At 39.5% G+C, this 18,271-nt stretch carries 19 protein-coding genes, 2 tRNA genes and 1 pseudogene; 16 read left to right on the top strand and 6 right to left on the bottom strand.

Features of this window, described 5'->3' with window-relative positions; genetic code table 11:
* Positions 1-23 precede the first annotated feature (23 nt).
* Together JM64_RS01570 and JM64_RS01565 are read left to right on the top strand one after the other, a co-directional pair.
* Positions 24-1,265, top strand: coding sequence for a glycosyltransferase family 4 protein (locus JM64_RS01570; protein ID WP_064011206.1), 1,242 nt, complete (start codon positions 24-26; stop codon positions 1,263-1,265).
* 34 nt (positions 1,266-1,299) lie between these two features.
* Positions 1,300-2,730, top strand: coding sequence for a lipopolysaccharide biosynthesis protein (locus JM64_RS01565; RefSeq protein ID WP_033192798.1), 1,431 nt, complete (start codon positions 1,300-1,302; stop codon positions 2,728-2,730).
* 114 nt (positions 2,731-2,844) lie between these two features.
* Here JM64_RS01565 and JM64_RS01560 read toward each other — a convergent pair whose 3' ends face one another.
* The gene (locus JM64_RS01560) at positions 2,845-3,033 is read right to left on the bottom strand and encodes a hypothetical protein (RefSeq protein ID WP_052107308.1); all 189 of its coding nucleotides are present in this window, start codon (positions 3,031-3,033) and stop codon (positions 2,845-2,847) included.
* 504 nt (positions 3,034-3,537) lie between these two features.
* On the opposite strand from JM64_RS01560, the gene JM64_RS01555 reads away from it, so the two are divergent.
* Positions 3,538-3,819, top strand: a complete 282-nt coding sequence (locus tag JM64_RS01555) for an AbrB/MazE/SpoVT family DNA-binding domain-containing protein (protein WP_014450749.1) — start codon at positions 3,538-3,540, stop codon at positions 3,817-3,819.
* The gene (locus JM64_RS01550) at positions 3,816-4,238 is read left to right on the top strand and encodes a PIN domain-containing protein (RefSeq protein ID WP_064011205.1); all 423 of its coding nucleotides are present in this window, start codon (positions 3,816-3,818) and stop codon (positions 4,236-4,238) included. Before JM64_RS01555 ends, JM64_RS01550 begins: the two co-directional genes overlap by 4 nt.
* Before the next feature lie 280 nt (positions 4,239-4,518).
* Here the strand turns inward: JM64_RS01550 and JM64_RS09910 are convergent, their stop codons facing one another.
* Entirely contained in the window at positions 4,519-4,701 is a 183-nt protein-coding gene (locus tag JM64_RS09910) for a transposase (RefSeq protein WP_231882302.1), read from the bottom strand.
* Between the two features lie 146 nt (positions 4,702-4,847).
* Here JM64_RS09910 and JM64_RS09700 point away from each other — a divergent pair.
* Positions 4,848-5,135 (top strand): annotated as a pseudogene (locus tag JM64_RS09700) (zinc ribbon domain-containing protein); the annotation flags it as partial.
* Between the two features lie 304 nt (positions 5,136-5,439).
* On the opposite strand, the gene JM64_RS01540 reads toward JM64_RS09700, so the two are convergent.
* Entirely contained in the window at positions 5,440-5,877 is a 438-nt protein-coding gene (locus JM64_RS01540) for a hypothetical protein (RefSeq protein ID WP_082868237.1), read from the bottom strand.
* A 223-nt stretch (positions 5,878-6,100) separates the two neighbouring features.
* Between JM64_RS01540 and JM64_RS01535 the strand changes: the two genes are divergently transcribed.
* The 4 genes from JM64_RS01535 to wecB (JM64_RS01520) all read left to right on the top strand — a co-directional run bounded on the left by JM64_RS01535 (position 6,101) and on the right by wecB (JM64_RS01520) (position 10,769).
* Positions 6,101-7,219, top strand: coding sequence for an AAA family ATPase (locus JM64_RS01535; protein WP_064011203.1), 1,119 nt, complete (start codon positions 6,101-6,103; stop codon positions 7,217-7,219).
* A 295-nt stretch (positions 7,220-7,514) separates the two neighbouring features.
* On the top strand, positions 7,515-8,603 hold the full coding sequence (gene wecB, locus JM64_RS01530) for a non-hydrolyzing UDP-N-acetylglucosamine 2-epimerase (RefSeq protein WP_064011202.1): 1,089 nt from the start codon (positions 7,515-7,517) through the stop codon (positions 8,601-8,603).
* On the top strand, positions 8,600-9,688 hold the full coding sequence (locus JM64_RS01525; protein WP_064011201.1) for a glycosyltransferase family protein: 1,089 nt from the start codon (positions 8,600-8,602) through the stop codon (positions 9,686-9,688). The genes wecB (JM64_RS01530) and JM64_RS01525 overlap by 4 nt, the downstream gene beginning before the upstream one ends.
* 28 nt (positions 9,689-9,716) lie before the next feature.
* Positions 9,717-10,769 (top strand): non-hydrolyzing UDP-N-acetylglucosamine 2-epimerase, encoded by a 1,053-nt coding sequence (gene wecB / locus JM64_RS01520; RefSeq protein ID WP_064011200.1) that lies wholly within the window; start codon positions 9,717-9,719, stop codon positions 10,767-10,769.
* A 47-nt stretch (positions 10,770-10,816) separates the two neighbouring features.
* Here the strand turns inward: wecB (JM64_RS01520) and JM64_RS01515 are convergent, their stop codons facing one another.
* From JM64_RS01515 to JM64_RS01505, 3 genes are all read right to left on the bottom strand, one after another.
* Positions 10,817-11,767 carry an LCP family protein gene (locus JM64_RS01515; RefSeq protein ID WP_064011199.1) on the bottom strand — a complete coding sequence of 317 codons (951 nt, stop codon included), beginning with the start codon at positions 11,765-11,767 and terminating at the stop codon, positions 10,817-10,819.
* 34 nt (positions 11,768-11,801) lie between these two features.
* Entirely contained in the window at positions 11,802-12,812 is a 1,011-nt protein-coding gene (locus tag JM64_RS01510; RefSeq protein ID WP_064011198.1) for a glycosyltransferase family 2 protein, read from the bottom strand.
* Positions 12,813-12,976: 164 nt separating this feature from the next.
* A complete protein-coding gene (locus tag JM64_RS01505; RefSeq protein WP_064011197.1) occupies positions 12,977-13,273 on the bottom strand; it encodes a nucleotidyltransferase family protein in 297 nt (98 codons plus the stop codon).
* A 178-nt stretch (positions 13,274-13,451) separates the two neighbouring features.
* On the opposite strand from JM64_RS01505, the gene JM64_RS01500 reads away from it, so the two are divergent.
* The 7 genes from JM64_RS01500 to JM64_RS01470 all read left to right on the top strand — a co-directional run bounded on the left by JM64_RS01500 (position 13,452) and on the right by JM64_RS01470 (position 18,171).
* A complete protein-coding gene (locus JM64_RS01500; protein ID WP_064011196.1) occupies positions 13,452-14,078 on the top strand; it encodes an HAD family hydrolase in 627 nt (208 codons plus the stop codon).
* Positions 14,079-14,146: 68 nt separating this feature from the next.
* Complete coding sequence (locus JM64_RS01495; protein WP_064011195.1) at positions 14,147-15,058, top strand: acetamidase/formamidase family protein; 912 nt, start codon at positions 14,147-14,149, stop codon at positions 15,056-15,058.
* A 60-nt stretch (positions 15,059-15,118) separates the two neighbouring features.
* Positions 15,119-15,874: an acyltransferase gene (locus tag JM64_RS01490; RefSeq protein ID WP_064011194.1), complete on the top strand. Its 756-nt coding sequence runs from the start codon at positions 15,119-15,121 to the stop codon at positions 15,872-15,874.
* Positions 15,875-16,080: 206 nt separating this feature from the next.
* Positions 16,081-17,169: a transglutaminase domain-containing protein gene (locus JM64_RS01485; protein WP_064011193.1), complete on the top strand. Its 1,089-nt coding sequence runs from the start codon at positions 16,081-16,083 to the stop codon at positions 17,167-17,169.
* A gap of 39 nt (positions 17,170-17,208) precedes the next feature.
* Entirely contained in the window at positions 17,209-17,940 is a 732-nt protein-coding gene (locus JM64_RS01480; RefSeq protein WP_064011192.1) for a M48 family metallopeptidase, read from the top strand.
* 50 nt (positions 17,941-17,990) lie between these two features.
* A tRNA-Met gene (locus JM64_RS01475) sits at positions 17,991-18,066 on the top strand.
* Between the two features lie 29 nt (positions 18,067-18,095).
* A tRNA-Thr gene (locus tag JM64_RS01470) sits at positions 18,096-18,171 on the top strand.
* Positions 18,172-18,271 lie beyond the last annotated feature (100 nt).

Below are 18,271 nucleotides of genomic sequence, written 5' to 3'. Positions count from 1 at the left end.
CTTTGTTAAAGAGGTGGATTCACATGAAAGTTTTCGTCCTGACGAACCTTTTTCCACGTGAGGGGAATTTGGCAAATGGAGTATTCATAACAAGGAGGATCGAACAATGCGTTAAACTCGGCATTGATTATACAGCGGTGCCGGTTTGGTTCAAAGATGGTTGGCTAGACAGCCTTGCAAGACGCTTACTCAGAAAAGAGCAGATTAACCCGGTTAAAGAATTCAACGGGGTTCAGTACTCGCGGGTGGATTGCAAAAGAAAGGCCACCTGGTTGGTGTGGAGATTGATTAGAAAGATAAATCTGATCACTGAAGAGCACATAATAGCAAAGCAAGCCGAAAGTTTTGCACGCTGTGTGGAGTCACGTTTTGACTTATCCAGTTTCGACTTGATCCATGCCCATGGAATGTACACACCACCAGCAGGTTTAATCGCACAGATTCTATCTGAAAAGTATTCAAAACCATACGTTTTGACTGTTCATGGAAGCGATGTTAATATTCTCATGGAGAAAAGAAAGAAGGTCTACTTGGACGTTTTCGAGTCGGCTCAAGCGGTGATTTTTGTCAGCAACGCACTTCTGGAGAAAGCAAGATCTTTTGGTTACTCAGGTAAAAACGCTGTCGTCATTCCAAACGGGTACGATCCACAGATTTTCAGATCGCTCGACAAAGACCAAGTGAGAAGACAGCTTGGAATATACACCGAAGGGTACAAGTACGTTGGGTTCGTGGGAAATTTGATAGAGATAAAGCGAGCTGATAAACTTGTTGAGATATTTGACATGATTAGAAAAGGATATCCAAAAGTTAAGTTTATTGTAGTTGGAGTTGGACATTTGAGGGATAAGATGGAGCAGGAAGCGGAAGATAAAGGGTTGGAGGTTTTGTTCACAGGAAGGTTAGACCAATCTGAGGTAGCGAAATACATGAATGCAATGGATGTTATGGTTTTACCAAGTAGAAATGAAGGCTGGGGATGTGTTGTCTTGGAAGCCCAAGTATGTGGAACATGTGTGGTGGGGAGCAGCAACGGGGGGATTCCAGAAGCGATTGGGTTTCAAGAATACGTGGTTGAAGAAGGACCAGATTTTGAGGAAAGGTTCGCAAAGAAAGTCGTTGAAGTACTACGAAGTGGATATGATAGGCAGAAGATTGTTCAAAGAGCCCAGAAATACACCTGGGAGTACATTGTGAAGATGGAGAAACAGGTCTATGAAGCTGTACTGCAAGAAAAGAAAGAAGAATGTATAACGATAGACTGAAACAAGGTTATACCCTTTCGAAGGAGAGCCATAAATGAGCACGAGAAAATACTTTAAATCTTTTCTTTCCTTTTCAATTGGCACGTGGTTGCGTGCGTTTATTTCTGTTTTCACAACACCAATAATCACTTACTTGATAAATCCTGAAGAATTTGGTAAAAGTGCGATGTATGCAACAGCTTTTGGTGTAATTAACACAACTGTGCTTTTTGGAACCGACCAGGCTTTCGTAAGATTTTTTTATGACTACGAAGAAGACAGGAAAAATGAACTTCTATGGTCGTGTCTTTTGCCTTCTGTTTTTATTGCTACTATTCTCTCGCTGTTTGTCCTAGTTCTGTCGGACAGAATCAGCGTAGTGTTGTATGGTCAGAGATATGATTTTATAAACCTCATGCTCGTTGTAAATATATACCTGTCATTGTTCCAAAGGTACAATCAATTGATAGTAAGGATGTTAAAGAAAGGGATGCTCTATTCTTTGATAGATATAGTTGCCGCCATTTCAACAACAGTTTTTACGATAATCTTTGCACTAATCAGTCGCACATTTTACTCGGTAATTTTGGGAGGATTTGTTGGAACACTGCTTGCACTTTTAGTAGGTATTTCTCAAGGGAAGAGCTATTGGAGGGTAACGAAACCAAGGAAAGAAGAGTTAAAAGAAGTTCTTAAGTATAGCGCTCCATTTGTGCCAACCATGTTGTTGTTTTGGTTGTTTAGTTCAATAGATCGAATAAGCCTAAGGCAATATAGCACATTTGTGCAGATAGGAATTTACAGTGCGGCTTTCAAGGTTGTACAAGTACTAACCTTAGTACAAAGTGGTTTTACCACATTCTGGGTACCAACAGCGTATGAAAGATACTCAAAGGATAATCAGGATACATCATTCTTTGTGAGAGCCAATGAAATGGTAAGTTTTGTTATGTTTTCGGTTGGTTTTCTTCTTTTGGGTTTTAAAGATATATTGTTTTTGTTGTTGGCAAAGTCATATAGAGAAAGTAGTATGGTGTTTCCATTCTTAGCATTCTTGCCAATAATGTATTCTATTTCTGAAACAACGGTAGTGTGGATAAACTTTAAGAAAAAAAGTTATTGGCATATGTTGATAGCGACGGTTTCCGCTTTAACAAACTACATCGGCAATACAGTATTAGTTCCGATTTACGGAGCCAGAGGTGCGGCAATATCAACCGGGATATCGTATATTGTATTTTTCTGGATGAGGACTTTGGTTGCGATGAAGTTGCATCCGGAAGCAGGATACAATTTGAAGAAAGTTACATTGGTAACTGTTTTGATGTCAACTGTTGCGTTAATTGAGACGTTTCAAAACAACGTTGCGGTGAATATGGTTTTGGGAGCATTGGGGATAATAATTACGATAATTGTTTACAAAGAACCTTTTACGCTAGTAAAAAAAGAGTTTTTGGATGTTCTAAAGGCGCGACTTTTGAGGTAATCGTATGAAACCTGAGTTAGACCAGGACTTCTGGAGATATTCTTTTGTAGGCAAGTAGTCCGATTTTGCAAGGTTTTGGTATACCCCATGAATACAAAGACCACAAACAGCTCCTTACCACCCCATCCCAAGCACCCACATCGGGATACAATTTCTAACAGGCAGGTCTATATCGTCTCGGATGACAAAATCTGCCAGTTTTGGGTTTTTGTTTGCTCCTCCGAATTCCAGGTGAATCCCGTTGAAAACTAAATCTGCTTTTGTTTCGTCTTTTTCAGCAAATGGTGTCCCGCGATTTTTCAATGCGAAGACATCCTGCTTCTAAGACATTGTAAATAACAGGGTCAGCAAAGAATATCTTTGAACCTTTAGAGCTTGGCTTTTCAGCCGGTGATTTTAAGTAATTGTAATTAAACCGACTTGCGGCATTGCATAGAGAACTTGGTAGAGTTTTTGTTTGCTCATAGCCCAGTCTTTGCACATGGTCTCGACGTTAATGTTGACTATTGCTTTGACGGTTTTCAGTGAGTTTCCCAGCAAATCATACAAACATTTATGCATTTTCTAGGGAGGTTTTCTCTCAGTAAAATTTCCTTCCTACTGCTGGTTTGTAAATTGCCAGTCTGTAATTTGCCCAGACTTTCGTGATCCTAGATCGTTTTTACATTTCTCTTCTGAGCGATTTTCTTAGTATTTGCAAGTTGTCTTTGCTAGAAACACCTTTCCAAATTTTTAATGTCATTATAGATTTTGCATAATAAAGCTAGAATAACATGATATAATATAATTATCCAGGAGGTGATAGTAATGCATGAAATTGTACAGTCTTCCGCTATTATTTCAAGTAGAGGTCAGGTGCAGATTCCAGCAAAAATACGAAAGGCAATAGGTGCCCAGACGGGAGATTTGGTCATCTTCCGTATGCTTGATGATGGAACTATTCTGATGAAAATAGTGAAAAGGAAAAGACTTTCTGAGTTGTACGGCTCTTTAAAATCAGGTGTGAAGTTTTCAAGTTTGGAAGATGAGACAGAGAACACCAAAAAGATGTGGACGGCTAAGAGGGAAAGTGAGAGGATGAAGAGATGAAAAAATACTGGATTGATGCAAACATCATCCTAAGATACTTGCTCAACGATAACGATGAATTGTCACCAAAAGCAAAGCATGTAATGGATATGGCGGATAAGGGAGAAATTGCACTATTAGTATCTGTGATAACCATTGCTGAGGTTGTATGGGTATTAGAATCGTTTTATGAAATTGCAAAATCCCAAATCGCAGATACTTTGTCGGTATTTGTGTCATCAAGAGGTATAGAATGTGAGGAAAGGGACAACGTGCTCTTGGCTCTTGAGGGCTACAAGTCAAGGAACGTGGATTTTATTGACGCATACCTTGCGCAACATGCTCTAAGCTCAGATGCAGATGGAGTAATAACTTTTGACAAGAAACATTTTGCAAGATTAGGCGTGAAAATATTTGAAGCAGCCGTTTTTCTAAAGTAGCATCGTTTCTGATAGTCAGAAAGCTCACTGGGGACGTCTGATATTGCTGTAGTTCCTACTAGCTGAAGGGCAATCGTTCTTGGTGTGTTTTTATTGGTTGTGTTGGCTTATTGAAATAATTCAATTCACTATAGGGGATATTATTGTAAAAGAAAAAGTTATACACAAACGACAAGTTCTACGAAAATCTCGAATCTTATACTATCTCCCGGAAAAATGAAAAAGAATGATGTGCTGATGATGAAAAAAATCGAGAAGTATTTCGGAAAAACAGATAGTGTTAACTTATAGTGATGAAAGAGTGTAAGTGTGAAAGAATGAGATTGATATTACCATTGTGCGTTTTCCAAAGATTCTTCACTACACAAAAACCTCGAATATGTCTCGCTAAATTCTTCTTATTCTTCAGTCCTCGCTTGAGTCGGAAAAAGTCTTTCAGCAATGAAAACTTGGATTCACACATGTTTTTACCAAATGATACTGCTTGGCCAAGAAAGCATTGAGTTATTCATCTTGGGGGACCTGCTTTTGTCAAGAGTTGGTTGAGGGGTGTCCCCTCTTTAAAGGATAATGCGGTTTTTGGAAAGTTTCAATACTTTTAGTTAACATTATCAAGCACAGGTACTGGGGAGTGAAGTGAAACTTGTCCCAGAAGAATATACGAGCCCGATCTGCCCAGTATGTGGCGACAAGAATCATGCAGATGGTCGGAACTATGAATGCAAGAGTTGCGGATTTAGATATCACAGGGACGGAGTAGGCGCGATAAACATTTTGCAAAGGTATCTTGGAAAAAAATTCCAAGTAGTAGCGGGATTGGCACCCGTCAGAGGAGTGAGGTTTAAACCACACCTCTGTGGCCATGGAGTTAAAAACGCTCCATGGAAGGCAGCCTAAATGAGCAGCTAAGAATCCCACCCCCTTTAGGGAATTGGGAGTGTCAAATGAATATTGGCTCTTGATAAAAGGACGTCGAGAAGAGGTATTATGTTTCTTTGGTCTACCTTTCTTATGTTCAACAATGCCAGAAATTAGAAAGTTTTTGATCCAAGTTTGAACACTATGCTCATAAACACCTAAGAGAAAAGCAACTGTACTTTTTGGAAGGTGTTCATCCAACAATGTTGTAAATGACCAGTTCCATGCCTGAATTAAAATAGCCGACCAGGGATACCCCGGTCGGTTTTTTGGTATTTTCTGCTTAGTCATCTTCTCCATCAGAGTAAAATAGTTCATTGACTTCTGCCAACTCGTCAGGAGAGACGTAGTCAAAGCGAATGGGTGTGAATGGCAAGTGTGTGCATTTTGGGGGTTTTTTGCCGTACATCATTATCGATACAACCTTGTTTCGTATGTACCAATTGAGAAATTGTTCTTCATCACCCCTTCCGTCAAATTCTTGTAAGCCTACCATGAGAATATACCAGATTGTTTGTTCAAGGTCTTCGTAAGAATAAAGGAAGGCTTTGTTGATACCCCAAAAGTAAGCAGTCCAACGACGGACAAGATGTTTGTAGCTAAGAACCTTATTGTGCCATTGGTTGATGTCTTCCGAGCATTTTTCTGCCGGGAGTTCTTCTTCTGCTGCCCCATCCGCAAATTGTTTTTGAACGTGCTTTTGCTCGTTTTGTTGTTCCATTGGAAAAACCTCCTTGCAGAGAGTTTTTTTGAGGATGGTTACCAGTGGGGGATATGTATACTAATGTATACATATAATACCAAAATTTAAGCCCCTGTGTCAAGGGGGAGATATGTTGCAAAATTATAAAACCACTCGTCAATTAGATGTATCTACCAATTTTGCACTATTTTTGGAAAATTTTTTGTCACAAGGACGGATACAACTAATTGGAGGTGGTTGTATGGGGAGTTTTGTTAATCCGTTTAAGATTGGCAAGACGTACACTCCAGAGAATTTTATTGATAGAAAGGAAGAATATAGTTATTTGTGCAATGCAGTTGAGAGTGGGAACAATGTTGTGGTTGTTGGTCCACGAAGGTTTGGTAAGACATGGCTTTTGCAAAAGTTCATAGCTGAAGGTGGGTATCCGGTAATCTATCTTGATTTGTTTGGTTGTTTTTCGTTGAAAGGTTTTGTGCAAAAGATGATGAAGCAGGCATACGAGTTGCTGAAAGGTAAAAACCCTATGAGCTTTGTGGGTAGGTATCTTAAGCATATTGCAAAGCATGTGAGTTTTTCTTTTGATGTTGGTGGGATTTCGTTTTCGATAGATAACGATTTAAGCGATGAGTTACTCATTGAGCAGATGTATGAACTATTGGAAGGTGTGCAAAAAGATTTAAAGAAGAAGTTAGTTGTTGTGCTCGATGAGTTTCAGGCTTATAAATCTATTAGTGAGAAGCTACCGGAGAGTTTGAGAAGTTTCTACCAGACGCAAAAAGATGTAGTGTTTGTTTTCTCAGGTTCGATGAGGCACATGATTGAAGAGTTATTCTTTGAAAAGTCAGGGGTGTTGTATCATTCGTCTTTGCGAGTAGATATTGGAAAGACGCTTCCTGAAGATGAAAGTATTGAGTATATCGTTGAAAACTTTAATAGCACTGGAAAAAAGATAATATTGGAGGATGCAAAGAGGATATATAGGCTTACGAAAGGACACCCATATTTTCTCCAACTTCTGTGCTATGAGCTGTGGGATAAGGCAGGGGAGCTGATAAGCGAGGAAGAAATAGATGTTATTTTTGATAGCCTTTGTGAAAGGGAATCGTATGGGTATGAGTTAATAATTGAAACTCTTGAGTACAAATATTTAAAAAATGTGCTAAAATTAATTAGTGAGCAAACAGATGGTTATTTTAGTATTGCTAACCTTCAGAAATATAAAATCCCGAATGCTACTACGTTAAATAACTTGCTTAAGAAGCTTACCGAGCGTGGAATAATCGAAAAGTTCGGTAGGGGAAAATACCAAATAATTGATCCGTTGTTTGAAAGGTATGTGATGGTGAGAATGGAATGACAAAATTTTGCAGGTGCTTTATGAAAGTTTTACTGCTTACATATTTCTGCCCATATGTGAGTAACAGAGTTTGTGGTTGAAAAAGGGCCAAAGTTTGAAGGTAGAGTTGCCAAAAAAGTTGTTGATATGCTATTAAATGGATATGACGCACCAATGATTTATTGAGAGGCTCAAATACTTGGGAGAATAATGTGGAGATGGAAAAAATTTACGAAGAAGTTGTCGCCAAAAGACTAAAGGGTTTCTGATAAATGACCGATGGAAAATTTACAATCAATAGTTTGGAGGTGCCTTTGTGAGAATAGGTATTGTTTTTGGTACAAGACCAGAGATTATTAAAGTTGCACCTGTATATTTGAAAGCAAAGGAAATGGAAAAAGATGGCATTGAGGCTGATTTTATCTGCACTGGTCAGCACAGGGAAATGGTCGATATGATGAAGGGGATTTTCAACGTTGAAGCGGATATCGATATGAATATCATGACAGCAAATCAAACGCTCAATGAGGTGATGTATAAGGTCGTTCGTGGATTCGAGGAGTTGTTAAAAGAAAGGCACTATGATTGGATTTTTGTTCAGGGCGATACAACTACGGCAATGGCAGCAGCACTTGCTGCGTTCAATAGAGGTGTGAAAGTTGGGCATATTGAGGCAGGTCTTAGAAGTGGGAATTTGTATGACCCGTTTCCAGAAGAGATGAATAGGAGGGTTATCGATCAAGTTTCCGAGAAAATGTTTGCACCAACGCAGAGAGCTAAGGAGACGCTTTTAAAAGAAGGGTTTGATGAGAAAAGAATCATCGTTACAGGCAATACCGTAATCGATGCTCAGATGTACGTTGTAAATCATTTTGACCTTGAGAGCGTGAGAAAGAAGATAATAGACCATGAGAATTACTTTCTTGTGACTTTGCACAGAAGAGAGAACATAGGTCAACGAATGAGAAATATATTGAGGGCGTTAAGAAAATTCTCTGAAAAAGAGGGGATAGAAATCGTCTTTCCAGTGCACAAGAATCCAAAAGTTAGAGATATTGTATATACTGAATTAGATGGCTGTAAAAATGCGCATTTGATAGAACCCGTTGATTATGTGGAGCTTACCGCTTTGCTTAAAGGTGCAAGGTTTGTTGCTACGGATAGTGGTGGCATACAAGAGGAAGCACCAACGTTTGGAAAGTTCGTCGTTGTGTGTAGAAAGACAACGGAAAGACCGGAGCTGATAGAGAGCGGATTTGGTGTTCTGGCTGGCACGCAGGAAGAGAGCGTGTTGGATGCACTCTACAAAGCGGTTGATTTTGAGCCACACGATTTGAGAAATCCGTTTGGTGATGGGAAAGCATCCGAGAGGATACTCAAATCGCTCATGGAGGAAAATAGATGAAGAAGGTACTTGTAATAGGCTACATGCATCCAAAAGATGATAAGCGTGTGCACAGAACGGTGAAAGCACTCTCAAAAGTTGCACACGTGTTCTATCAGTACTTGACCGATATGCCTGAGAAAGAATACAGAGATGGGAACATACATTATCTTCCCATCGAATGGCACGAGAATGTGAATGCAAACGCTTTCGTTAAGCTTTGGAAGAGGCGAAAGCTCGATAAAAAGATAGTGGACTTAATAGAGAATTCGGACTATGATATTCTTTACATGCACCACTTTTTGCCTTCAAAACCAATTGAACCTTTTGTGTATGCAAAAAAGAAGGGGAAAAGAATAGTTTACGATGTGCATGAGTACCATCCAGAGAATTTTCTATCGAATTTTTCTGGAATAATTGGAAAATTGAAGACTGCGATTATGAGAAGTATATTTGAACGGCAAATTGAGTTGTCTGATAAGCTTGTGTTTGTGTCTTACGAACAGATGGAGTATTCGTTGAGAGGAAGAAAAAAAGAATGCTTGGTTGTTCCAAATTATGCGAGTATCGTGTTATCGAGTACCGAAAAGGAAAAGTCAATTGTCTTTGTTGGGAAGATAACAAGAGCCCTTGGTGAAGAGGAACAGGTTGTAAAAGAACTTATCAGACAAGGTTTTATTTTCAAAATAGTAGGTATGGATTCAAAAGCTTTCTCGAACATTAATCATATTTGTACTGGCTTTCTTCCGTATGAGGAAATGATGAAAGAGATATCGAAGGCTTCATTTTCGCTCGTGTCCTTTAAAACTACTGGGAGAGAAGATTACAAGAATGATTTATGGTCGTTGCCGCATAAATTTTTCGACTCGCTTGCCGCAAGCACTCCGGTGATTGTGAGCGATAGATTTGTTTCCTTGAGACGAGTTGTTGAGGAACTTGGCGTAGGTGTGGTGATTAATCCAAAAGATGTTGATGGCTCAGTGAGGAAGATACTGGAAGCGTATAAAGAATACGATAAGCTTTTAGCGGATGTTGAGAGGTACAAAGATAGATTCGTTTGGGATGAAAGAAAAGAGAAAGAGTTCATTGAGTTCGTTCTTGGATAAGAATATAGAATTCAGGGGAGGTTGTCCGATGAAAGTCCTATCCTTGGTCGGTGCAAGGCCGCAGTTTATTAAGGAAGCTGTTTTACACAAAGAGTTTGAAAAAGCAGGCATTCAAGAAATTCTCGTCCACTCTGGTCAGCACTATGATTTCAACATGAGCGATGTGTTTTTCCAAGTGCTCGAAATTAGAAAGCCCGATTATTACCTCAGCGTGGGTTCTGGACTGCACGGTGAGATGACCGGCAAGATTATGATCGAGTTTGAGAAGATCGTGCTTGAAGAGAAACCTGATGTGATACTTGTCTACGGCGATACAAACACAACACTTGCAGGGGCGATTGTGGGAGCAAAGCTCAAGATACCCGTTGCACACGTTGAAGCTGGCTTAAGGCAAGAGCCGAAAGATATGCCTGAAGAGATAAACCGAGTGCTCACAGATAGAGTTTCTAAGTACCTGTTCTGTCCGACTCAACTGGCTGTTGAGAATTTGAAAAAAGAAGGTATAGAGCAAGGAGTTTATTTTGTCGGAGATGTGATGTACGATTTGTTTTTGATGATGAAACCGTTGTTTAAGTACGACGTATATGAGTCGGCAAGTCTTGAGGAAGGAAAGTACATAGTTATGACCCTTCACAGGGATTTTAATGTAGACAACAAGGAGAAGTTCGAAAAGATTTTGAAGGAAGTTGCCAAGGTTGCCGAAAAAGTTAAAGTTGTGTTTCCGGTTCATCCAAGGACAAGGAAGAGAATCTCAGAATTTGGACTCGATGAATATTTGAAGGACATCTTGGTTATAGAACCTATCGATTATCTGAATTTGATGGGCTTAGTTGAAAAGTCGTGGAAAGTGATAACTGACAGCGGTGGGTTGCAAAAGGAGGCGTATTTTGCTGGTAAGCGTGCAGTAGTTGTGATGCCAGACTCTGGATGGCGTGAATTGGTGGAAACAGGATGGAACATATTAGCTGATGGTGAAGGGATATACGATGCGGTGTTTAGCAGCGAAGAAAAGCGATATCCAACAGGACTATATGGAAATGGCGATGCAGGGAAGAGGATGGTTGAGATTTTAACTAAGTAATATGAATTAAACTTAACAAATAGCTGCCATATAGGCAGCTATTGTTTTTATCTTTCCAAGAACTCATGCAGTGCTTGTTTGTTTTTTTCTATATCAGTAATGAATATCCACTGTTTTATTCCATCAATTGTTGCATACCCTTCTCTATACGAACCATCGATAGGAATTCTGATTCGCTCAAGTGTGTATTTCGAATAGTTTTTCATCGCAAGAGAAATGAGATCGTTTCTGGTTAGGTTTGTCTCAACGTACGGTAGCACCATGTCAATTATACGCAGTTTTGTTCCAAGTGATGCGCTTTTCACTTTTTCAAAAACTTGTTCGAGGACGCGTTGTTGTCTTTGGACTCTTTCGTAGTCACCGTTACCTACGTATCTTATTCTCGCATACCCAAGAGCTTGCCTTCCATTGAGATGTTGCAAACCAGGACGTTTTACTTCAGGTACCTCCCCACCTATGAGGTTTCTCACTTCTCTCATATTTATATTTATATGCTCCACTTCATAGTCCTTGACTTCTATGTCAACTCCGCCAACAGCGTCGATTATTTTCTCAAAGCCGCGGAAATCGACGGTAACATACTTTGTTAAGGGAAGTTCGAATGTCAGATTTAGAGTGGAAAGTGCCAATTTTGGTCCACCGAGTTCGTAAGCGCTGTTGATTTTTCGTTTACCGTGGCCTGGAACATCAACATATAGGTCTCTCATTATTGAGGCAATCTTAATTTTCTTTCTTGAGTGGTCTATTAGAAGAAGCATAATAGTGTCGCTTCTTGCATGCTCGCCTTCGTATCTTGCATCAAGTCCGAAGAGTGCGATCGCGACCTTCGAACGCGGTGAGTTTGCAATTTGGGTGGTGTCATGAACATTCACATCTTGAGCAGTAAATTCAGGTGTGAATGTGATTTTTGAGATTTTTGTTTCGAAGTAAATCCAAATAATTAAACCTGTGATTGTAACTGTTAATAGAACGGAAAGTAAGGTTTTTAGAAAGGACATCAGCGTATGTACCTCCTTTTTTCGAACTCAACAACTAATTCGTTTTTTTGATGATACCGGCAAGTGAACCAATTCCATACGACACGTGCAACGTTAAAAATGCTATGAAAGAGTAGAAAAACAGCTTAAAATTCCCGCATCTGCTAGCTATTTTGAATGAGTGGATTGTAGAAAGTGATAGATAAAGCAAAAAAGGGATTGAATAGACTGCTTTCAGAAATGTTGGAATTACAGGAATAGAGCATATTATTAAGAGGGTTAATAAATATACCACAAAAAACAAAGGTATTAAATGACGCAATCGGTAGGCTCCTTTTACGTACTTTGAGCTATAAGTTACCCAAAATCCGTTTGAATAGTTGTTTTGCCAGAGTTTTTTGAAAGTATCTCTTGCATAGTAATATGATTTTGCTTGAGGAATGAGCATAATCCTGTAGCCTGCGCGTTTTAAACGCAAGTTGAACTCTATGTCTTGGTTTCTTATCAACCGTTCATCAAATAGCCCAATGTTTTCGAAAATTTCTTTTTTGTATATTCCGTATGCAACGGTATCGACATACTCGTTGTTTTTAACACCTGTTCTGTACTTTGCCCCACCTATGCCGAATGGGTGTTTTAGTACTTCGCTTATTGCTATAGCCCTATCTGTTTTATCTCGCGGAAGTGTTTCCATTATTCCGCCCGCAACATCACAAAGATTTGATTCAAGAGCTTCAACGCAGGCAGATATATAGTTCTCTGAGTAAGTTGCATGCCCACTTGCTATCATTATATACTTTCCAGAAGCGTTTTGTATCCCGATATTCAAGCCGGCAGGCGTGTACTTTTTAGGATTTTCGAGTATCTTTATTTTTGTAGGATATTTTGAAGCATATTCTTTGGCAACTTCCTTCGTTTTGTCAGTGCTCATTCCATCTATGACGATGAATTCGATGTCTTTATAATCATTGTTGAGTAGGCTTTCAATGGTTTTTGAAATGGTCTTTTCTTCGTTGTAAACTGGGATAATTATCGATACTTTGTTTTGAGAATTTATGGCAGACATGTAAATTCCTCCAATGTTTTTTAGAATTGTTCCATTTGAAAGTATATCTCATTTGATTGTATTTTCAACTACAAAAGGGGATAAACGGCAAGAATAAGTGAGAAGGTAAATGTAGTGGAGTCAAAACTCGGGATGGGTTTGCAGCGCTGTTTGAAAGTCGTCTTTTAGACATACTTTGCTTCCTCCAAAATGTATGGTTTAAGTCGGGGTTTTATAGCAGATTTGATAACAAGGTCGACGGTTTTTCCGAAAAGTTCTTCAAGGTAGAATTTTAGTTCCATGTAGTTATCGAATGTTTTATAGCCTTCTTTAAATTGAATCAAAATGTCAATATCACTCTCTTCGTTCTCCTCACCTCTCGCGTACGGACCAAAGAGTGCAATTTCTTCTACACCAAAATTTTGAACAAGGTATTGTTTTTGTTCAGTTAGTATTTTGAGAATATCTTCTTGCCTTTTCATATACACCACCACCGAGCAGAGTATTCAAAAATTATTATACCATAGACCTCGCATTTAATGAGAGGGAATATATTTACATAAGGCATAGGAACTTTTATCTTATCCAGTTAACGATTTCATATATAAATGGTAAAATCTATAACGAAAGATAGATAAAGGATGAACAGGAGGTGGTTTGATGGTTGAAACTAAAGAGATAGATACATTGGTTTTTGACCTTGGCAGAGTTTTAATACACTGGGACCCGTACGGGTATATGGTTGGAGAGTTTGGCGAAGAGGTTGCTAAGCGATTGGTTGAGAGGGTCTTCAGTGCCCCTGAATGGAATTTGATGGACAAAGGTGATATATCCGAGGCACAGCTTTGGAAGATGATGGAGGAAAGGTATCCAGAAGATGCACGGTATATACAACATATGAAGAATTCGGTGTTGAATTTGCTTAAGCCGATAGAGGAAAACACAAGGTTGTTGCCTATTCTGAAAGCTCATGGGTATCGCCTGTGTGTGCTTTCAAATTTTAGCTACAAGGCGTTTGAGTATGTTTACAATACGTTCGAGTTTTTCAAGTATTTCGATTGTATGGTTATCTCAAGCCATGTTAAAAAGATAAAACCCAATGAAGATATTTTCTATGAATTAATGGAGCGATGCGGTGTTAGACCATCGAGTGCTGTATTTATCGACGATAGGGCTGATAATATAGAGACTGCAAAGAGGCTTGGATTTGGTGTTATACACTTAACAGAACATGCAAAACTCAAAGAAAAGCTTGAAGAGTTACTTAAAATAAGTCTCGATGGATGAGGCTTAATATACGTGAAAAGGGTAGCGGTGGTAATGTGCTGGAAAGATAGGAAAGGGGGATAGGGAATATGGGAAGTAGTTATTCGGTCTCTTCTAACAACAGAATCTTCGCATTTAGTTCGGATATGAAGCCTGCGTTAGTTGTCGAAGATGGTGCTGAGGTTGTCTTTGAAACAATGGATTGTTTTTCAAATCAAATAAGAACAGCAGAAGATAGGTTGGAGAATCTCAATTGGGCGGAAGTCAACCCAGCAACTGGTCCTGTTTTTGTAAAAGGTGCAAAGCCTGGGGATGCGTTGGTAGTTGAGATACTCGATATTGAAGTTGCAAATCAAGGTGTTATGGTTGCAGGCAAAGAGTTGGGACCTCTTGGAGAAAAGTTTGATGGATTTCATACAAAGATTGTGAAAATAAAAGATGGATGTGCGATGTTCAATGATTTGGAATTGCCTATTGACCCGATGATAGGTGTGATTGGAGTAGCGCCGAAAGATGGAACTATCAATTGTGGCACTCCGGGACCACATGGAGGAAATTTGGATACAAAGTACATCAAGAAGGGCGCGAAGGTACTCTTACCAGTATTTGTTGAAGGGGGTTTACTTGCATTAGGAGATTTGCACGCATTAATGGGAGATGGTGAGATTTGCGGTACAGGAATTGAAGTAGCTGGGAAGGTTACAGCAAGAGTTTTTGTCAAAAAGGGCATGGAACTTAGAAACCCAATGGTAATTTCTGGAGGTAGTTTGTTCACTTTAGCTTCTGGAAAAACATTGGATGAAGCAATGAAATCAGCAGTGAATGATATGGCAGAGTTTGTACTGAGGTATGCCAATATAAACCTTGAAGAGTTGACGATGCTGTTTAGCATAGTTGGACATACGGAGATTTCGCAAGTTGTAGATCCGCTTGTAACGGCAAGATTCAGAATACCACTCGATATTCTCGAAAAACTGAGAATTCCAAAAGATTTATTTTGAAATGTTTGGATTTTTGTAGAGTCTGTTTGCGATGTTGAGATAAAATGTGAAGAGGGGTGAATGGGTATGATTTCTTCATCAGCAAGGTTGGGTAAGGGCGTTGTGTTGGGAGAGAATGTTGTAATTGAAGACAATGTAGTCATCGGTGACAATGTTGTTATAGGTCATAACGTGGTTATTAGGAAAGATACGGTAATTGGTGAAGGATGTGTTATTGGAGACAATACAGTGCTCGGAAAAAAACCATTCAAGGCATCGGCTTCAGCAACAACGGATGAAAAGGAACTACCAGCCTTAGTGCTTGGAAAGTACGTAACTATAGGAGCTAACTGCGTCGTTTATAGGGGAGCTATTTTGCATGATTTTGTCTTCGTTGGTGATTTAGCAAGCATACGTGAGGATGTCGTGATTGGCGAATACACGATTGTCGGTAGAGGAGCAGCCGTTGAGAATAAGACGAAGATTGGAAAGTATGTAAAGATAGAGACGAATGCATATATAACTGCGTTATCGACAATTGAGGATTATTGTTTTATAGCACCGAATGTGACGTTTACAAACGATAATTTCCTCGGAAGGACGGAAGAAAGGAAAAAGTATTTCAAAGGACCTACTTTGAAGAAGGGTGCACGCATCGGTGCGAACTCTACAATACTTCCCGGCATCGTTATTGCCGAAGACACACTTGTTGCTGCAGGTTCGGTTGTCACAAAGGATACGAAGCCAAGAAAGATTTATATGGGTGTTCCCGCAAGGGAATACAAAGATGTACCACCAGAACAATTGTTGGAGAACCAGGTGTATTATAAAGGATAACGTATAGTAGGATAGCCAGGTGGCAGGTGCACAGAGTACTATCCAACCTTTAAAGCAGATCAATTCAGTCAAAAATTCAGATTTGCGGAATAAAGGGTGAAATGTGCGAAAATTGTTTATCCATAAGTTGTCGAGCCTGTCCAATGTGTGTCGAGTGTGTCGACGATGTCGAGCAGATGGCTTGTTTTGGGAAGGGGAACGCGTGGATGGAAGAAAGGTTTCGAATGTTTGTTCTTATTGTTTGGGTACTGCTATGTAGTATGATTTTCGCAAAAGTCTATCAAGTTTACTCAGTTGATGATATCGAGAAGGCTATAGCTACAGATATATTGAATTACGAGCAGGCAACGGTGCTTAGAGCAAAAGGGATTAACAATGCTTCAATGCTCAAGGTAATAGGTACGATAATAGAAAGCCTTCCGGAAAAGCTGTTTATTGAGCGTTGGGAGGCAAAATCACTTGAGCAATTAGGCAATGTTGAAACAACGATTACATATATCTATACGGAAACCTCAGCAGAACGAAAAGCAGTCGATGATTTTATATCTAAAAATCTACCTAAAATTGTTGGTAATGCGAAAAGTGACTTAGAGAAAGTTTTTGCAATTAACGAATGGATAAAGACGTATATTACGTATGACGAGTCCTACTCGCACAAGAGTGTTTATGCAACTTTAAAAGATAGAACCGGGGTTTGTCAAGGATATGCTCTTTTGTTCTACAAACTTGCGAAGGCAGCAGGGCTCGATGTTTACCTTGTCAGTGGACAAGCGAAACCTGCAGAAGCTTCGGCTGATAAATTGCAGTCGCATGCTTGGAATATAGTAAAAATTGAAGATAGTTGGTATTACATAGACACTACATGGAACGATAGCACACGAACCAATGCGTACTTTCTTTTCGGTAAGAACCAAGCACGTTATTCTCACTATCCTACAACAAAAGTCTCGGTTACTGTTTCAACAAAGAGCTATGCAGAAAAACTCTACGAAGAGATAGTCGCTGGGAATATCCGGTCGCGCAATTTGTTTGATTTGCTGTATGGAACCTTGATAGAAAAGTACGACGAATTCGTAATATACCTAACGGATGCTTTGAAAAATATTACCAGTAAACCTGAAGTAAGGTTTGTGTCATCTATAAGTTTTGTAACAAAGTATTTGTCGAGCGCTATGCAAGAAGCTATGTTTAAACTTAATCTAACAAGCGTAAGTTACGACTACTCGTATATATACATTTTTACTTTTAATGGAAAGGACTTTTTTGTATGGACGGTGAGCTTTAGCCAGAATTGAACGGAATTGATAGTGCTGAGATTTTTGGGAGGAAAGAGGTTGAAAAAGCAAGATTCTAAGGTTGGCGTTTATACAATTGATGGCTTTGAGTTCAGAATCGAGAAGAGCAAGCGGTATTTGAAGAAGGTCTCTCTACGGATTGACGGAGATGGGCGTGTGGTTTTGACGTTTCCCTGGAGAATTAGCGAAAAAGAAGCGCTCCAGTTTGTGAGAGATAATCTGAGAAAGATTAAATCATCGGTTCAAGGGTTCAGTGAGCAGTTCGTTTCTAACGGTAGCGATACTTTACTCTACTTAGGCGTGCCAAGAAAAATCGTCCTTGATAGTTCTGTTCTTGTGCCTTTCAAGTTTGACGCGGACCACTTTATTTTGAACCCAAGGTACGCTGATAATGTAAATACACTTGCTCAGCGGTGGTTGATTAAAAAGGCTGAAGAGTACTTACCGAAAAGGCTGAAGGAACTTGCACAAAAGCTTGGTGTGAGATACAAGAAGGTGCAAGTTAAGGATGTGAAATCACGCTGGGGGAGTTGTTCTTCAAAAGGGACTATCTCGTTGAATTGGAGGTTGATAATGGCACCTTCTGAAGTGATAGACTATGTGTTAATCCATGAACTTGCACATATTGTCCATCCGAACCACAGTAAGTATTTTTGGAAGTATGTTGCAACGTTTTGCCCGGATTACAAGTTGCACAAAAGTTGGTTAAGGAAAAATGGGCAACACCTATTTAATTGGAGTGTTAAACTTGCAGGTGTGAAAGATTCTTGACACGTAATAAAGTGTATGGTAAAATCATACCGCTGTTTGAGAATATGTGTGGCGGCGTAGCTCAGTGGCTAGAGCAGATGATTCATAATCATCGTGTCGAGGGTTCGAGTCCCTCCGCCGCCACCAGATTTTTTAATTATAAACAAGCTATGCGAGCCAGCGTAGCTCAACCGGTAGAGCGACGCATTCGTAATGCGCAGGTTGAGGGTTCGAGTCCCTCCGCTGGCTCCAAAAGTAAAAAAGGCAAGACTCAAGGGTGGACTCCATGGGGAGTCCTTATTTTTTTGCAGTTTGAGTGTATAATATTTTCGAAGAAGCGAAAATTTTACGT

Origin of the sequence: Fervidobacterium pennivorans (assembly GCF_001644665.1) — a bacterium.
In the GTDB taxonomy this organism is placed as follows: domain Bacteria; phylum Thermotogota; class Thermotogae; order Thermotogales; family Fervidobacteriaceae; genus Fervidobacterium; species Fervidobacterium ngatamarikiense.
The sequence above is the reverse complement of the archived record's forward strand: the minus strand, read 5'-3'. Positions and strand labels throughout refer to the sequence as shown.

Excerpts from the sequence above, each read along its gene's own strand:
- JM64_RS01550 (WP_064011205.1), top strand. The coding sequence starts at position 3,816 with ATGAAAAAATACTGGATTGATGCAAACATCATCCTAAGATACTTGCTC.
- JM64_RS01555 (WP_014450749.1), top strand. The coding sequence starts at position 3,538 with ATGCATGAAATTGTACAGTCTTCCGCTATTATTTCAAGTAGAGGTCAG.
- JM64_RS01515 (WP_064011199.1), bottom strand. The coding sequence starts at position 11,767 with ATGTCCTTTCTAAAAACCTTACTTTCCGTTCTATTAACAGTTACAATC.
- JM64_RS01490 (WP_064011194.1), top strand. The coding sequence starts at position 15,119 with ATGGGTATGATTTCTTCATCAGCAAGGTTGGGTAAGGGCGTTGTGTTG.
- JM64_RS01495 (WP_064011195.1), top strand. The coding sequence starts at position 14,147 with ATGGGAAGTAGTTATTCGGTCTCTTCTAACAACAGAATCTTCGCATTT.
- wecB (WP_064011200.1), top strand. The coding sequence starts at position 9,717 with ATGAAAGTCCTATCCTTGGTCGGTGCAAGGCCGCAGTTTATTAAGGAA.
- JM64_RS01510 (WP_064011198.1), bottom strand. The coding sequence starts at position 12,812 with ATGTCTGCCATAAATTCTCAAAACAAAGTATCGATAATTATCCCAGTT.
- JM64_RS01565 (WP_033192798.1), top strand. The coding sequence starts at position 1,300 with ATGAGCACGAGAAAATACTTTAAATCTTTTCTTTCCTTTTCAATTGGC.
- JM64_RS01570 (WP_064011206.1), top strand. The coding sequence starts at position 24 with ATGAAAGTTTTCGTCCTGACGAACCTTTTTCCACGTGAGGGGAATTTG.
- JM64_RS01505 (WP_064011197.1), bottom strand. The coding sequence starts at position 13,273 with ATGAAAAGGCAAGAAGATATTCTCAAAATACTAACTGAACAAAAACAA.
- JM64_RS01540 (WP_082868237.1), bottom strand. The coding sequence starts at position 5,877 with ATGGAACAACAAAACGAGCAAAAGCACGTTCAAAAACAATTTGCGGAT.
- JM64_RS01485 (WP_064011193.1), top strand. The coding sequence starts at position 16,081 with ATGGAAGAAAGGTTTCGAATGTTTGTTCTTATTGTTTGGGTACTGCTA.
- JM64_RS01535 (WP_064011203.1), top strand. The coding sequence starts at position 6,101 with ATGGGGAGTTTTGTTAATCCGTTTAAGATTGGCAAGACGTACACTCCA.
- JM64_RS09910 (WP_231882302.1), bottom strand. The coding sequence starts at position 4,701 with ATGTGTGAATCCAAGTTTTCATTGCTGAAAGACTTTTTCCGACTCAAG.
- JM64_RS01500 (WP_064011196.1), top strand. The coding sequence starts at position 13,452 with ATGGTTGAAACTAAAGAGATAGATACATTGGTTTTTGACCTTGGCAGA.
- JM64_RS01525 (WP_064011201.1), top strand. The coding sequence starts at position 8,600 with ATGAAGAAGGTACTTGTAATAGGCTACATGCATCCAAAAGATGATAAG.